Annotated in this window: 17 protein-coding genes; 3 read left to right on the top strand and 14 right to left on the bottom strand. The window is 74.6% G+C overall.

Features of this window, described 5'->3' with window-relative positions; genetic code table 11:
- Positions 1 to 180 precede the first annotated feature (180 nt).
- A complete protein-coding gene (locus B9S58_RS22730) occupies positions 181 to 1,404 on the top strand; it encodes a methyltransferase domain-containing protein (RefSeq protein ID WP_103533929.1) in 1,224 nt (407 codons plus the stop codon).
- Between the two features lie 981 nt (positions 1,405 to 2,385).
- On the opposite strand, the gene B9S58_RS22740 is transcribed toward B9S58_RS22730, so the two are convergent.
- Together B9S58_RS22740 and B9S58_RS22745 are read right to left on the bottom strand one after the other, a co-directional pair.
- Positions 2,386 to 2,850 carry a VOC family protein gene (locus B9S58_RS22740; RefSeq protein ID WP_103533930.1) on the bottom strand — a complete coding sequence of 155 codons (465 nt, stop codon included), beginning with the start codon at positions 2,848 to 2,850 and terminating at the stop codon, positions 2,386 to 2,388.
- A gap of 149 nt (positions 2,851 to 2,999) precedes the next feature.
- Positions 3,000 to 3,179, bottom strand: coding sequence for a hypothetical protein (locus tag B9S58_RS22745; RefSeq protein ID WP_258044896.1), 180 nt, complete (start codon positions 3,177 to 3,179; stop codon positions 3,000 to 3,002).
- A 107-nt stretch (positions 3,180 to 3,286) separates the two neighbouring features.
- Between B9S58_RS22745 and B9S58_RS22750 the strand changes: the two genes are divergently transcribed.
- Complete coding sequence (locus tag B9S58_RS22750) at positions 3,287 to 4,033, top strand: TetR/AcrR family transcriptional regulator (RefSeq protein WP_103533931.1); 747 nt, start codon at positions 3,287 to 3,289, stop codon at positions 4,031 to 4,033.
- Between the two features lie 40 nt (positions 4,034 to 4,073).
- Here the strand turns inward: B9S58_RS22750 and B9S58_RS22755 are convergent, their stop codons facing one another.
- The 4 genes from B9S58_RS22755 to tsaB are packed head-to-tail and all read right to left on the bottom strand — an operon-like array spanning position 4,074 to position 6,596.
- Positions 4,074 to 4,343, bottom strand: coding sequence for a hypothetical protein (locus B9S58_RS22755; RefSeq protein ID WP_103533932.1), 270 nt, complete (start codon positions 4,341 to 4,343; stop codon positions 4,074 to 4,076).
- Positions 4,340 to 5,446: a tRNA (adenosine(37)-N6)-threonylcarbamoyltransferase complex transferase subunit TsaD gene (gene tsaD, locus B9S58_RS22760; protein WP_103533942.1), complete on the bottom strand. Its 1,107-nt coding sequence runs from the start codon at positions 5,444 to 5,446 to the stop codon at positions 4,340 to 4,342. The genes B9S58_RS22755 and tsaD overlap by 4 nt, the downstream gene beginning before the upstream one ends.
- Positions 5,446 to 5,952, bottom strand: a complete 507-nt coding sequence (rimI, locus tag B9S58_RS22765) for a ribosomal protein S18-alanine N-acetyltransferase (RefSeq protein WP_103533933.1) — start codon at positions 5,950 to 5,952, stop codon at positions 5,446 to 5,448. The genes tsaD and rimI overlap by 1 nt, the downstream gene beginning before the upstream one ends.
- Complete coding sequence (gene tsaB / locus B9S58_RS22770) at positions 5,949 to 6,596, bottom strand: tRNA (adenosine(37)-N6)-threonylcarbamoyltransferase complex dimerization subunit type 1 TsaB (RefSeq protein ID WP_103533943.1); 648 nt, start codon at positions 6,594 to 6,596, stop codon at positions 5,949 to 5,951. The genes rimI and tsaB overlap by 4 nt, the downstream gene beginning before the upstream one ends.
- Positions 6,597 to 6,730: 134 nt before the next feature.
- Here tsaB and B9S58_RS22775 point away from each other — a divergent pair, with 134 nt between their 5' ends.
- The gene (locus tag B9S58_RS22775; RefSeq protein WP_181009413.1) at positions 6,731 to 7,327 is read left to right on the top strand and encodes a hypothetical protein; all 597 of its coding nucleotides are present in this window, start codon (positions 6,731 to 6,733) and stop codon (positions 7,325 to 7,327) included.
- Positions 7,328 to 7,344: 17 nt separating this feature from the next.
- On the opposite strand, the gene B9S58_RS22780 is transcribed toward B9S58_RS22775, so the two are convergent.
- The 8 genes from B9S58_RS22780 to B9S58_RS22815 form a co-directional block, all read right to left on the bottom strand.
- Positions 7,345 to 7,536, bottom strand: a complete 192-nt coding sequence (locus tag B9S58_RS22780) for a hypothetical protein (protein ID WP_103533935.1) — start codon at positions 7,534 to 7,536, stop codon at positions 7,345 to 7,347.
- A gap of 229 nt (positions 7,537 to 7,765) precedes the next feature.
- Positions 7,766 to 7,999 (bottom strand): hypothetical protein, encoded by a 234-nt coding sequence (locus B9S58_RS22785; RefSeq protein ID WP_181009414.1) that lies wholly within the window; start codon positions 7,997 to 7,999, stop codon positions 7,766 to 7,768.
- A 6-nt stretch (positions 8,000 to 8,005) separates the two neighbouring features.
- Positions 8,006 to 8,692, bottom strand: coding sequence for a serine/threonine protein kinase (locus B9S58_RS22790; RefSeq protein ID WP_258044898.1), 687 nt, complete (start codon positions 8,690 to 8,692; stop codon positions 8,006 to 8,008).
- Positions 8,693 to 9,022: 330 nt separating this feature from the next.
- Positions 9,023 to 9,622 carry a tRNA (adenosine(37)-N6)-threonylcarbamoyltransferase complex ATPase subunit type 1 TsaE gene (gene tsaE, locus B9S58_RS22795; RefSeq protein ID WP_103533937.1) on the bottom strand — a complete coding sequence of 200 codons (600 nt, stop codon included), beginning with the start codon at positions 9,620 to 9,622 and terminating at the stop codon, positions 9,023 to 9,025.
- The gene (locus tag B9S58_RS22800) at positions 9,591 to 10,835 is read right to left on the bottom strand and encodes an alpha/beta fold hydrolase (RefSeq protein ID WP_103533938.1); all 1,245 of its coding nucleotides are present in this window, start codon (positions 10,833 to 10,835) and stop codon (positions 9,591 to 9,593) included. Before B9S58_RS22800 ends, tsaE begins: the two co-directional genes overlap by 32 nt.
- Positions 10,832 to 12,046, bottom strand: coding sequence for an alanine racemase (gene alr, locus B9S58_RS22805; RefSeq protein ID WP_103533939.1), 1,215 nt, complete (start codon positions 12,044 to 12,046; stop codon positions 10,832 to 10,834). Before alr ends, B9S58_RS22800 begins: the two co-directional genes overlap by 4 nt.
- A gap of 60 nt (positions 12,047 to 12,106) precedes the next feature.
- Positions 12,107 to 12,496 carry a DUF488 domain-containing protein gene (locus tag B9S58_RS22810; protein WP_103533940.1) on the bottom strand — a complete coding sequence of 130 codons (390 nt, stop codon included), beginning with the start codon at positions 12,494 to 12,496 and terminating at the stop codon, positions 12,107 to 12,109.
- 68 nt (positions 12,497 to 12,564) lie between these two features.
- A partial coding sequence (locus B9S58_RS22815) for an NAD(P)H-hydrate dehydratase (RefSeq protein WP_103533941.1) occupies positions 12,565 to 13,714 on the bottom strand: 1,150 nt, incomplete at its 5' end.

The raw sequence follows: 13,714 nt of genomic DNA on the forward strand, positions 1-13,714 counted from the left end.
GATTTTTCTTTTTGTAGTACTAGCTGCATGGCGCCGCATCCTGCCAGCCACCGGCCCGCCTCCGGCCCCGACACCGCGAGCGGACCGGCGCCCGTCCCCCGGCCGGCCCACCGGCGCCCACAGCGGCGCACGGGCACGGGTTCACGGGGCCGGACGGGACGCGACCCCGGCTGGCCCACAATGGACCGGGTGAACGCAACGACCCCCGCCGCCCCGTCCGACGACCCCGCCGGCGCCGCCTTCGCCGCGCTGCGCACCCCCGAGGGCGAGCAGCTGCTGGCCGAACTGCGCGACCACGACCCCGCCGACGAGCTGGCCACCGCGACCCGGCTGCGCCGCACGCACCCGGCGGAGCTGGTGTCGGCGGCCCTGGGCCAGGCCCGGCTGCGGCAGCGGGCGGTGGCGAAGTTCGGGGCCGAGGACGCGTACCGGATGTACTTCACTCCCAACGGCGTCGAGCAGGCCACCCGCACCTCGGTCGCCACCCACCGCGCCGCCCGGTTCGCCGGGCTCGGCGTGCGGAGCGTGGCCGACCTGTGCTGCGGCATCGGCGGCGACGCCGTCGCGCTGGCCCGCGCCGGGATCTCCGTCCTGGCCGTGGACCGCGATCCGCTGACCGCCGAGGTGGCCCGCGCCAACGCCGGGGCGCTCGGCCTGGGCGGTCTGATCGAGGTGCGGTGCGCGGACGTGACGGAGATCGACACCTCGCCGTACGACGCGGTCTTCGTGGACCCGGCACGGCGCGGGGGAAGGGGCCGGATCTTCGACCCGGAGGCGTACTCACCGCCGCTGTCCTGGGCGACGGCCGCCGCGCTGAAGGCCCCCCGGGCAGCGCTGAAGATCGCCCCGGGCGTCCCGCACGAGGCGATCGGCCCGGAGGCGGAGGCCGAGTGGATCTCGGACGGCGGCGATGTGAAGGAGGCGGTGCTCTGGTACGGGGAGGGCTTCGCGCCCGGTGTGTTCCGGGCCACGCTGCTGCCCTCCGGGGCGGTCCTGGCCGCTCCGGCCCCGCTGCCCGCCCCGCCCGTGGGCCCGGTCGGGCGCTATCTGTACGAGCCGGACGGCGCGGTGATCCGGGCCCATCTGGTCGCCGGCATCGTGGAGCGGTGCGGCGGGCGGCTGGTGGACGAGACGATCGCGTACGTCACGAGCGATGCGCGGTACTCCTCCCCGTACACCTCGGGTTACGAGATCACCGATCAACTGCCCTTCAACATGAAGAAGCTGAAGGCGCTGCTGCGGGAGCGTCAGGTCGGTGTGCTGACCGTCAAGAAGCGCGGCTCGGCGGTCGAGCCGGAGGAGCTGCGCCGGCGGATGAAGCTGAGCGGACCCAACGCGGCGACAGTGTTCCTGACCCGGGTGGCGGGGGCTCCGACGATGCTGATCGGCCATCCGCTGAGCTGAGCCGGGTGGCCGAAGCACCTCAGCGGTGGCCGGGTCCGCCGGAGCGGACGAGGGCGGGCGGGCCCGGCCGCCCGGTCCGGGACCGGCGGCCGTACGGCCCCGCCCCCTGCCCCCGTTCCCGCACCCGTACCGGCCCCCATCAGGACGCCCACCACCCAGCGGCGGTGCGCCAGGGCCGTGACCCCGCCGATCAACGCGGTCAGCCAGGCGACCATGCCGACGCCCATCACCAGGACGACCAGCCCGTACGTCTCCCGGCCCGGCCGCGCGCTCGCGGGCCCGATGACGCACAGGGCCAGCCCCACCGCGCCCAGGACGAACGACAGCAGCATCCAGACGAGGCTCGTCCCGGGCATCCGCAGCCGCCGGTCGCGCTCCGGGTCGCGGTCCAGCGCGCCCCAGGCGGTGAGCAGCGAGCGGACCTTCCGGTCCCGCGAGACGCCGAGGCAGAGGAAGACGACGGCCGGGACCAGCACCGCCGCGCCGATGACCAGGCTGACGAATCCGGCGATGCCGCTGAAGAAGTCGGCCGCCTGCTCGAACATGACGATTCCGGAGCCCACCAGGCTCCAGCCGGTCGCGGCGAGCCCCGCCCACATCCACAGCAGCCCGAGCCGCCCAGGACCCACGTGCATCTTCACCAGCTCGCCCAGGACCACCGCCCGGTCGGCGAGCATCGCCTCGCGGCCGGGCCAGGAGCTGATCTCGACGGGCGGCGGGGGCGGCGGAGCGGGGCACGGCGTGGCATGCGCAGAACATTACCGACCCGGCCGCAGGGGTCCGCGCGCCCGTTCGGGCTCTTACGGCCTCCCCCACGATAGGGAGTGGATCAGCGAGCGGCGTCATGGGGCTTCGATTGCAAGGCGGAGGAGGGAAGCGACGCGGAGCGTCGTTGACCGACGACAACGCCGCAAGTGGAGCCCCATGACGCCGGGAGCCCGCTCCCTGTCGCGGGGGAGGCCGTTACGGCCGCGCGCCCGCTCAGGCGTCGCGCAGCGCCTGGATGTCCAGCTTGCCCATGCCGAGCATCGCCTTCATGGTCCGGTCCGCCTTCGCCGGGTCCGGGTCGGCCAGCAGTCGCGGCAGCTCGTTCGGAACGATCTGCCAGGAGACCCCGAACCTGTCCTTGAGCCAGCCGCACCGGCCCTCCTCGCCGCCTTCGGAGAGCGCGGCCCAGAACCGGTCCACCTCGGCCTGGTCGGCACAGTCGACGGAGAGCGAGATCGCCTCGGTGAACGGGAACTGCGGGCCTCCGTTGAGCCCCGTGTAGTCCTGGCCCGCGAGCCGGAATGCGACGGTGAGCACGGAACCCGTCTCGCCGGGGGCCTCTGCGCCGTAGTGGGTGACGTCCCGGATGCGGGAGTCACCGCCGAAGATCGCGACGTAGTGCTCGGCGGCCTCCTTCGCCCGGCCGTCGTACCAGAGACAGGGGGTGATCTTCTGCATGGTCTTCTCCTCGTCGGGCCGGCCACGCGTCCGGGCCGGCCGGTCCGGACGTCGTGGAAGGTAGACCGGACCCGCCGCCCGGACTCATCGGACACGCCCCGGGCTCATCGGACACGCCCCCGGCCCCCGGGGGCGTCACCCGTGCGGCCTCAGCGGGCGGCGGCGTCGCCCTCGTGCTCCGCCGCGACGGACTCCACGGCCGCCGGGCCCGTACCGCCGGCCCGGCGCTCCGCCGGCAGCAGGGCGTACGCCGCCAGCGCGGCCGCCGCCAGGAGGCCCGACGCGGCCCAGAACGCGGTCGCGTACCCCGACGTCCCCTTCCCCTTCACGCTTCCCTCGGACGCGAATTACCATACATGTACAGAAATTAAGTGCCGAAGCGCCGGGAGGGCCCCGCAGCGGACCGGAGCGAGCCCCGGAAGGAGAGAATGCCCAGGTGTCAGGCACCGAGAAGACCGAGAAGACGAAGAAAACGAAGAAGACGGAAGACCCGGCGACGGGCCGCGGACCGGGCGCGGCCGGGCGGCCCGTGGGGCGGCCCCGCAGGCTGGACCCGGACGTGATGGTCGCCGCCGCGCGCCGCATCGTCGAGGAGGAGGGCGTGGCCGCCCTGTCCATGCGGCGGGTGGCGAAGGAGCTGGGCAGCACGCCCATGGCGCTCTACCACTACGTGCGGGACAAGGACGAGCTGCTGATGCTCACCCTGTCCGGCACGGCGGCGGCGTTCCCGCGCCCGGAGCTGCCCGGGGACCCGCGCGAGCGGCTGGTGGCGGTGGCCGCGCACATGCACGACATCATCGGCCGGATCCCCTGGGTGCTGGACGTCCTGGCGCTGGGCGAGCTGACCGACCGCAACGCCCTGTGGATGGTCGAGGAGATCATCGACTGCGCGCTCGCCTGCGGCCTCTCCCCGGCCCACTCGGTGCGGGCGTACCGGACGATCTGGAGCTACGTCTACGGGGACCTGGTCTTCCGCAGGGCGGCGGCCCGCCGGGCGGAGAACCCGTCGCGCCGGGAGTTCTTCCCGGAGATGATCACCGAGGAGGACGCGGCGGAGCTGCCCCGGCTCGCCGGGATCAAGGACCGCTGGCGGGAGTACGCCGCCGACTACGGGACCGTCGAGGAGCTGGAAGCGATCGTGGACGGCCTGATCCGGCGCGGCACCCGGGGCACGAGGGCCTGAAGGCTCAGACCGACCGGCAATTGGGGGGCGGAGGTGCGGCTCAGCCCACCGCCTCGAAGCGCCAGCGGTGCACCGGGCGGGTGATCAGGGCGGCGTCGGGCTCGGGGAGTTCGGGGAGGTCGTCGTTGTACGAGGCGTCCTGCCACCACGTCATCACCAGGACCCGGTCCTGCGGGGCGCGCAGCAGTTCGCGGCGGTGCGGCTCACGGGCCAGCTCGGCGGAGCGTGCCCGCGCCCACTCCAGGAGTTCACCGCCGCGGCCCTCGGCGGCGCGGGCTTCCCACATCAGGACGACGGTCGCGGCACTCATGAGTACAGGTTGTCCTTGCTGATCTCGTGCACGTGGTCGTGGGAGTGGCTGTGCGCGGCGCCCGGCACATGCGGCTCCGTGACGGGCAGCGAGGAGTCCGCGGAGAGCTCCAGGTCGGAGGGGCGGCGGTTGCGGGCGACCATCTCCGCGCCGAGCGCCGCGACCATCGCGCCGTTGTCGGTGCAGAGCCCGGGACGCGGCACCCGCAGCCGGACGCCGGCCCGCTCGCACCGCTCCTCGGCCAGGGCGCGCAGCCGGGAGTTGGCGGCCACGCCGCCGCCGATCATCAGGTGGTCGACGCCCTCGTCCTTGCAGGCCCGGACGGCCTTGCGGGTGAGGACGTCCACCACGGCCTCCTGGAAGGACGCCGCCACATCCCGTACCGGCACCTCCTCGCCCGCGGCGCGCTTCGCCTCGATCCAGCGCGCCACCGACGTCTTCAGCCCGGAGAAGGAGAAGTCGTACGGGGCGTCGCGCGGGCCGGTCAGACCGCGCGGGAACGCGATCGACTTCGGGTCGCCCTCCTTCGCGAGGCGGTCGATGACCGGGCCGCCGGGGAAGCCGAGGTTCAGGACACGGGCGATCTTGTCGAACGCCTCGCCCGCCGCGTCGTCGATCGTCGCGCCGAGCGGGCGGACGTCGCTGGTGATGTCGGGGGCCAGCAGGAGCGAGGAGTGGCCGCCGCTGACCAGCAGGGCCATCGTCGGCTCGGGCAGCGGGCCGTGCTCCAGCTGGTCGACGCAGATGTGCGAGGCGAGGTGGTTGACCCCGTAGAGCGGCTTGCCGAGCGCGTAGGCGTACGCCTTCGCGGCCGAGACCCCGACGAGCAGGGCCCCGGCGAGCCCGGGGCCCGAGGTGACGGCGATCCCGTCGAGGTCGCGGGCGCTGACGCCCGCCTCCTTCAGGGCGCGCTCGATGGTGGGGACCATCGCCTCCAGATGGGCTCGGGAGGCGATCTCCGGGACGACGCCGCCGAAACGGGCGTGGGTGTCGACGCTGGAGGCGACGGCGTCCGCGAGCAGGGTCGTCCCGCGCACGATGCCGACGCCGGTCTCGTCGCAGGAGGTCTCGATGCCGAGTACGAGGGGTTCGTCGGCAGCCATCATTCAGTCCCGTTTTCCGCTACGTGTTCGTGCATGGTGAGGCGCATGACCAGGGCGTCGATGTTCCCCGGCTGGTAGTAGGCGCGCCGGAAGCCGATCGGCTCGAAGCCGAAGCGCTCGTACAGCTTCTGCGCGCGGGTGTTGTCGACCCGGACTTCGAGAAGCACGGTGGCGCACTCGAAGGCCGTGGCGTGCTTCAGCAGATCGGTGAGGAGTTCGGAGCCGAGGCCGGTGCCCCACGCCTCGCGGCTGACCGCGATCGTCTGGACGTCGGAGAGGTCGCCGAGGGCGGCGAGCCCGGCGTAGCCGACGATGCGCCCGGTGGCGGGGTCCTCGGCGACGACGTAGCGGCGGGTGGCCCCGGGGCCACGGGCGTGGGCCAGCTCGGACCAGAACATGCCGGGCGACCAGGCGTCGTCCGGGAACAGCGCGTGTTCGAGCTCCAGCACCGGTGCGATGTCCCACCAGCGCATCTCGCGCAGTACGGCGGCGGTGGCGGCGCTCACGTCGGGGTGACCACCTTGTAGTTCTTCGGGACCTGCGCGTCGGGCCTGCGCAGATAGAGGGGCTGCGGCTCCAGGAGCCGCTGCCCGGCGGCGAGGCGTTCGGCGGCGAGTGCGGCGAGCGCGGCGGCGGCGACGTGCTCGGGGCCGCGCGCGTCCGGGAAGGCGTCCGGGTAGAGCACCGCGCCCGCGCCGACCACGGGGAGCCCGGCGAGCGCTTCGGCGATGTCGGCGGGCCGGTCGACGGCGGGTTCGCCCGTACGGGTGCGGGCGTCCTCGTACCGTGCCCAGTAGACCTCCTTGCGGCGCGCGTCCGTCGCCACGGCGAACGGCCCCTCCAGGCCCTCCAGGCCGGCGGCGTACGCGAGGCCGTCCAGCGTGCACAGGCCGTGGACCGGTACGGAGAGGGCGGAGCCGAAGGTGGCGGCGGTGACCAGGCCGACCCGCAGGCCGGTGTAGGGGCCGGGGCCGACGCCCACGACCACGTCCGTCACGGCGTCGAGCTTCGTCCCGGCCTCGGCGAGGACCCGGTCGACGGCGGGGAGCAGCAGCTCCCCGTGCCTGCGGGCGTCGACCTGTCCCGAGGAGGCGATGACGGACGTACCGTCGTGCAGGGCGACGGTGACGGCGGGCGTGGCGGTATCCATGGCGAGCAAGAGCACGCAAACAGCCTACGGCTCCGCCGACGGCGTTACGGCGTCCGTACGGCGTCCCGGTCCGCACCCGCGCTGCTGCTACCGTCACCGGGTATCCGCGGGTACGACGTAAACGCTTGTACGACATGCGGCAGGCGGCGCCGAAAGGGGAGTTCACGGTGGCAAGGAGCAGCTCGGGAATCGTGGCCGGGCTCACTGCGGCGGCGGTCGCCGCGGTCGCCTTCCTCGCTTACCAGGCCTCGGCGAACGCCCCCGCCTCGGTAGTGTCCACGCCCGGCCCGAAGACGTCCGCCTCGGCCTCGGCGCAGCCCTCCGCCAAGCCGAAGCCCCCGGCCGACCCACTGGCGGTCCCGGCCGCCTCCGGCGAGGGCGAGCGCGTCGTGTACGCGCTGAAGGACCGCCGGGTGTGGCTGGTCGACGAGGACAACGAGGCGATCCGCACCTTCACCGTGATGCCGAGCCCCGTCAGCCCGCCGCCCGGGGTCCATCAGGTCACGTCGCGCTCGGGCACCGTCCGGGGTTCGGACGGCGTCCCGATCGAGCACGTGGTCCGCTTCGCGAACGTGGACGAGGTGACGATCGGCTTCAGCGCGGCGCAGGACGGCTCGATGGCCAGCCCGGACCCGACGTCGAAGACCGGCGGCGTCCGGATGAAGCGCGCGGACGGCAACGCGATGTGGACCTTCGCGACGGTCGGCGCGACGGTCGTCGTCGTCCCGTAGGACCCCGTTCGTCTCCGCTACGCGGCTTCGCGCCTGGCCGGCGGGGGAACCGCGCCGCGGGCGTCACGGCCGTCCGCTTCCTCCGCCGCGTCGTTCGGTGGGGTGGAGACCGCGGTGGCCGCGGCGCACGAGGCCAGCAGGTCTCTCATCGACAGGGCGGACGGAGTCGGTCGCGGCTGCGGTCGCGCTACGCGCTCGGGCGTCGGCATGGATGCCTCCTGGGTGCTCCGGTGGAGGGCATGGTTAGGCAGACCTAACCACGTCTCGTACCCATGTGACCACGACCACGGCCCCCCGCGCAACAGTTTACCGACACCCTGTCGGAAAGGTCTCGTGAAGGGCGGTGTCAGAAGACGGGCAGCGCGCTGAGCGAGGCGCCCTCCGTGAGGAAGACCCGTCCGCCGTCGGCCGTCAGCCAGTACCGGTCGGTGTGGTCGATCAGCGGGCGCCGTGCACCGGGCCGATCACCCGGGCGGCCTCGGTCTCCAGCCGGAAGCGGGTGCGGAAGACCGGATCGGAGGCGATCCTGGCGTGCATGGTCTTGAGGGCGACGACGCGACCGCCACCGGAGCGGGCCAGATAGACGGTGCCCATGCCGCCGCTGCCCAGCCGGGCCAGCGGGCGGTAGCCGCCCAGGTGCCGCGGGTCGTCGTGGGTGAGTGCCAGGAACATCGGCGATCAGCCCCGGGCCGTGGCGTGGGCGGTGGGCGCGCCCGCCGGGACGGGCAGCTCCGCGGCGAGGACCTCGGCCGACTGCCGGACCAGTTCGGCGGCGACCCGCGCGGGCAGCGGTACGGGGAACACGCCGTCGAGCACCGTGGCGCCCGCGCCCCCTCGGGTGACCGCCCCGGCGTCGGCGAGTTGGGCCGCCGGACGCGCCGCGTCCGGCCGGGTGGCCGGGTCGCGGGCCAGGCATCCGGAGACCGCGGCGCGCAGCGGGAGCGGCAGTTCGGCGCTCTCGGGGACGGTGTGGCCGGTGCTCGCGTACGCCAGGACCGTGCCGAGGGCGTACACATCGCCCAGCGGCCGCGGCAGGCCGCCCGTCAGTTGCTCGGGGGCGATGCTCGCGGGCTCCTGCCCGGAGTCCGCCGCGCCGCCGGGCCCGGCGGCGCGGACCGCGCCGAACCCGGTCGTCCGGGGCCCGTCGGACGTGAGCAGGACGGTGGCCGGGCAGAGCCCCGCGTGGGCCGTTCCGAGCGCGTGGACGGCGGTAAGCGAGCGGGCCAGCGCGACGCCCAGGGCCAGGACGAAGGCCACGGGGAGGGGCCCGCGGTGCGCCGCGAGCGCGGCGGGAAGCGGGAGGGCCGGGGCGTACGGGGCCGCGTACCAGGGCGCCCCGGAAGGATCGTGTCCGGTCTCGTGCACGGGCAGGAAGCCGGGTACGAAGGAGAGGCGGTGCGCACCCCGCGCCTCGGCGGACCAGCGCGCGGCGTCGGCACCGGGGCGGGGCAGGCACAGGAGGGCGGTGCCGTCCCCGTCGGCACGGCGGGCGATGTAGCGGCGCTCCGGGGAGGTCCGGCCGCCGTCCCGCGGGTCGAGGGCGGCCAGCAGGACGTACGGCCCGATGCGGGCCGGGTCGTCGTGCGTAGGTGTTCCATGCGCGTTCCCCCGTGGTCAGTGCCGAACGGAGCAACACTACTGATCCGTTGGGCACCCCACGTACGGGCCCTGCCCCGGCCGCCGGGGGGGTGGGGTTTACGCCAGGTCCGCCCGCAGCCCCGCCCAGCGCGCCCCGATGCCGACCAGGGTCACCTCGCGCCGCTCGTCGTCGGTGTCGCCGGTCGCGCGGTCGATGAGGACCCGCAGCCGGTCGTCGGCCAGCTCCTCGACCTTGCCGTCGCCCCACTCCACGACCACCACCGACTCCGGAAGCGACACGTCGAGGTCCAGGTCCTCCATCTCGTCGAGCCCGCCGCCCAGGCGGTACGCGTCGACGTGGACGAGCGCCGGGCCCTCGACCAGCGAGGGGTGGACGCGGGCGATGACGAAGGTGGGCGAGGTGACCGCGCCGCGCACGCCGAGGCCCTCGCCGAGGCCCCGGGTCAGGGTCGTCTTCCCGGCGCCCAGCTCGCCCGTGAGCATCACCAGGTCTCCGGGGGCCAGCACCCGGGCAAGGCGGCGGCCCAGGTCCTGCATCTGATCGGGGGAGGTGACGGTGAGCGCGACCGTGACGGCCTCGGGTACGGGTACGGCCCCGGCGGACTCCGGAGCGGTCGCCCCGCCGGGTTCCGGAGCGGTCGTCCCTGCGGTCTCCGGAGCGGTCTCAGCTGCCGGGCTGTTGTGCGGTGCTTCCATGTCCGCCAACGTTAGCGGCCGGCACCGTGCCGCTGCGTACGAGCAGGTCGGCCAGCCGGTCCGTGACCGTCTCCGGGTGCTCCAGCATCACCAGGTGCCCGGCGTCCGGCACGATCACCAGCTCGGCGTCGGGCAGGACGTCCGAGATGGCCTCGCTGTGCGAGCTGGGGGTGACCAGGTCCTTGTCCCCGGCCAGGATCAGCACGGGCACGTCCCGGAACGCGGGCAGCGCGCCGCTCTTGTCGTGCTCGGTGAAGGCCGGGTAGAACTCGGCGACCACATCGATCGGCGTGGACTCGATCATCCGTTCCGCGAACCGGGAGACCGCCGGGTCCACGTCCCGCGAACCGAACGAGTACCGCTTGATCAGCCCGGCGAAGAGGTCCGCCGTGGCCCGCCGCCCCTTCTCCACCAGCTCCGTCTGCGAACCGAGCGCATTCAGTACCCCGGGCAGCACCCGGCGCACCGCGTTCACGCCCGCCACCGGCAGCCCGAAGGTGACCTCGCCGAGCTTGCCGCCGGAGGTGCCGATCAGGGCGACGGCGGCGACCCGGTCGCGGATCAGGGCCGGGTACTGGTCGGCCAGCGCCATCATCGTCATGCCGCCCATGGAGTGCCCGACCAGCACCAGCCGGCCCTCGGGGGCCGCCGCGTCGATGACCGCCTTCAGGTCGCGGCCGAGCTGGTCGATGCCGACCGGCACCCCGTCCGCCTGGGCCCGGCCCCGCCCGGAGCGGCCGTGGCTGCGCTGGTCCCAGTAGACGGTGCGCACGAGGCCGCGCAGGGCGGCCCGCTGGAAGTGCCAGGAGTCCTGGCCGAGGCAGTAGCCGTGGCTGAGGACGACGGTGACCGGGGCGGGGGCCTTGCGCCCGAAGAGGCGACGGCGGCGGCTGCCGGACGTACCGGCGCCGCCCTCGTCGCCCGCGGACGCCTCGGTCTCCACCTCGTCGATCTCGTAGTACAGCTCGGTGCCGTCGTCGGCGACGGCCCGGCCCGGCGTACCGCGCAGCGATCCGTAGGGCCCGGTGGCGTCCAGTGCGAGGCGCGCCTTCTTTCGCATGCCGCGCCCGACGGTGAGCCGCTCGACGGCGACCCCGGCGGCCGCGCCGGCGGCGAGCACTCCTATCGCGGCTCCGGCGATCCCCGCCCGGCGCCAGCCGGCCGCCGTGGCGGCGGTCGCGTCGGCGGCGGCCCTCGCGCTGCTCCCGCTCACCGCGGCACGCTCCCGGTCGCACCGGTCTGATCCGTCTGATCGGCCGCGCCGGTCGGATCGGTCGCACCGGCCGTCCCGTTCACGTACACCCTGGGCACCCGGGCGCCGATGCGGGTGACGATCTCGTACGCGATGGTGTCGGCGGCCTCCGCCCAGTCCTGCGCGGTCGGCTCACCCCGGTCGCCCGGCCCGAACAGCACCGCTTCCGCGCCGGCTCCCGGCCGGTCGCCGTCGAGATCGACGACGAACTGGTCCATGGCGACGCGGCCCGCGACCGTGCGTGTCCTCCCGCCGACCAGGACGGGGCCCCGGCCCGACGCGTGGCGCGGGACGCCGTCCGCGTAGCCGACGGGGATCAGGCCGAGGGTCGTCTCCGTGGACGTCGTGTAGTGGTGGCCGTAGCTGACGCCGTGTCCGGCGGGGGCGTCCTTGACCAGGGCGACGGACGCGGCGAGCGTCATCACGGGGCGCAGCCCGAAGTCGGCGGGCGTGCCCAGCTCGGGGGCGGGCGAGATGCCGTAGATCGCGATGCCGGTCCGTACGAGGTCGAAGTGCGCCTCGGGGATCGTGAGCGTGGCCGGGGAGTTGGCCATGTGCCGTACCTCGGGGTCCACGCCCTCCTTCTCGGCGTACGCGACCATGTCGCGGTAGACGTCGAGCTGGGCGGCGATCGAGGGATGGCCGGGCTCGTCGGCGCAGGCGAAGTGAGACCACAGGCCGGTGATCCGGACGCGTCCGGTCCGCTCGGCGGCCAGGGCCTCGGTGACCAGTTCGGGCCAGTCGGCGGGCTGGCAGCCGCTCCGGCCGAGGCCGGTGTCGGCCTTGAGCTGGATCCTGGCCGGCCGGCCGGCCGCCGCGGCGGCCTCGACGACCTCGCGCAGCGCCCACATGCCGCTGACCGACACGTCGATGTCGGCCTCGATCGCCTCGCGCCAGGGGCCCCCGGGCGTCCACAGCCAGCACATGATCCGGCCGTCGAGACCGGCGGCGCGCAGGGCGAACGCCTCCTGCGGGGTCGCGGTGCCCAGCCAGGTCGCCCCGGCCTCGCGGGCGGCCCTGGCGCAGGGCACGGCCCCGTGCCCGTAACCGTCGGACTTCACCACGGCCATGAGCTGTGCCCCGGCCGCGCGCTCGCGCAGGACGCGCACATTGGCGCGCAGCGCGGCGAGGTCGATCTCGGCACGGGCTCTCAGGGACGCTGTCTCGTTCATCGCGCCCAGTCTCTCAGAGGCGTCGGTCGCCTCTCGGGCAGCGCACGCCGGTATCCAACCCTATGTACGTTTCATCACATGCTTCAGGTGGTCGACGAGGACCGGGACATGACTGTCGGCCACGTCCTTGACGGCGGTGATCAGCGTGACGGGCCCGCCCCCGCGCACCAGGCCGACGAGCCGCTCGACCGCCTCCGTGTGGGCGGAGTCGTCGAGCTCGGTGCGGTAGCGCTCGACGAACGTGTCGTGGCGCGCGCCGGAGCGGTCCTGGTGGTACCAGGAGCGCAGCTCGTCCGAGGGCGTGATGTCCTTCAGCCACAGGTCGATGTCGGCCCGCTCCTTGGAGACGCCCCGGGGCCAGAGCCGGTCGACGAGGACCCGGGTGCCGTCGCCGTCCTCCGGCGGGTCGTAGACCCTGCGTACGCGTACGGGTTCGCTGCCGCTCGCCATGTCTCCGACCGCCCTTCCGCCTCCGGGCCTTGGACCCACTGGCAATGGGTCTCAACCATCGCCCCGGCTCAGCCCGCCCGCACGTCGCGCCAGGCGGCCTGGATGCCGTCCGCGACGTCCTGCGCGGAGACCGGGGCCCCGTCCGAGCCGTGCCGGGCGGCGAGCCCGTGCAGGTAGGCACCCACGGACGCGGCGTCGCGCGGAGCGAGCCCGGCCGCGAGCAGGGACCCCGTGAGACCGGAGAGAACGTCGCCGCTGCCCGCCGTGGCGAGCCAGGACGTGCCGGTCGGGTTGACCCGTACGGGGGTGTCGCGGGCCTCCGCGATCAAGGTCGTGGAACCCTTGAGAAGCACGGTGGCACGGTAGCGGGCGGCCAGTTCACGCACCGCGGCGAGCCGCCCGGCCTCGACGTCCTCCCGGGCCGTGCCGAGCAGGGCGGCGGCCTCCCCCGCGTGCGGGGTGAGGACGGTGGGGGCCGTCCGGGTCCGCACGGTCTCCGCGTCCAGCAGCCGCAGCCCGTCCGCGTCGACCAGTACGGGGACCTCGGCGCCCAGCACATCGGCGACGGCCGCCTCCGCGCTCCGCCCGTCGCCGAGCCCGGGGCCGACCACCCAGGCCTGCACCCGCCCGGCCTTCGACGGCGGCCCGGCGTGCACCAGCGCCTCGGGGTAGCGGGCGATCACCGCGTCCGCGCCCGGTCCGACGTACCGCACGGCCCCTGCCCCGCCACGCAGCGCGCCCGCGACCGCGAGGACCGCCGCGCCCGGGTAGCGCTCGGACCCGGCGACGACGCCGACGACCCCGCGCCGGTACTTGTCGCTCTCCGGGCCCGGCGCCGGCAGCAGCGCGGCGACGTCCGCGTACTGGAGCGCCTCCAGGTCCGGCGGCTCGGGCAGCTCCGGGCCGAGCCCGATGTCCACCAGCCGCAGGGCCCCGGCGTGTTCGGCGGCCGGGTCGATCAGGAGGCCGGGCTTGTAGGTGCCGAAGGTGACCGTCGCGGCCGCCCGGACCGCGTCGCCTTGCACCTCCCCGGTGTCGGCCTCCACCCCGCTCGGCAGGTCGACGGAGAGGACCGGCGTACGGTCCCGGGTCACCGTGTGCAGCAGCCCGGTGGCGTCCTCGCGCAGCCCGCCGCGCCCGCCGATGCCGGTGATGCCGTCCACCACGAGGTCGAGCACGCCGAGCCCGTCCGGCCCGTCGACGACCTGCCCCCCGGCC

The organism is Streptomyces sp. SM11 (genome assembly GCF_002910905.1).
In the GTDB taxonomy this organism is placed as follows: domain Bacteria; phylum Actinomycetota; class Actinomycetes; order Streptomycetales; family Streptomycetaceae; genus Streptomyces.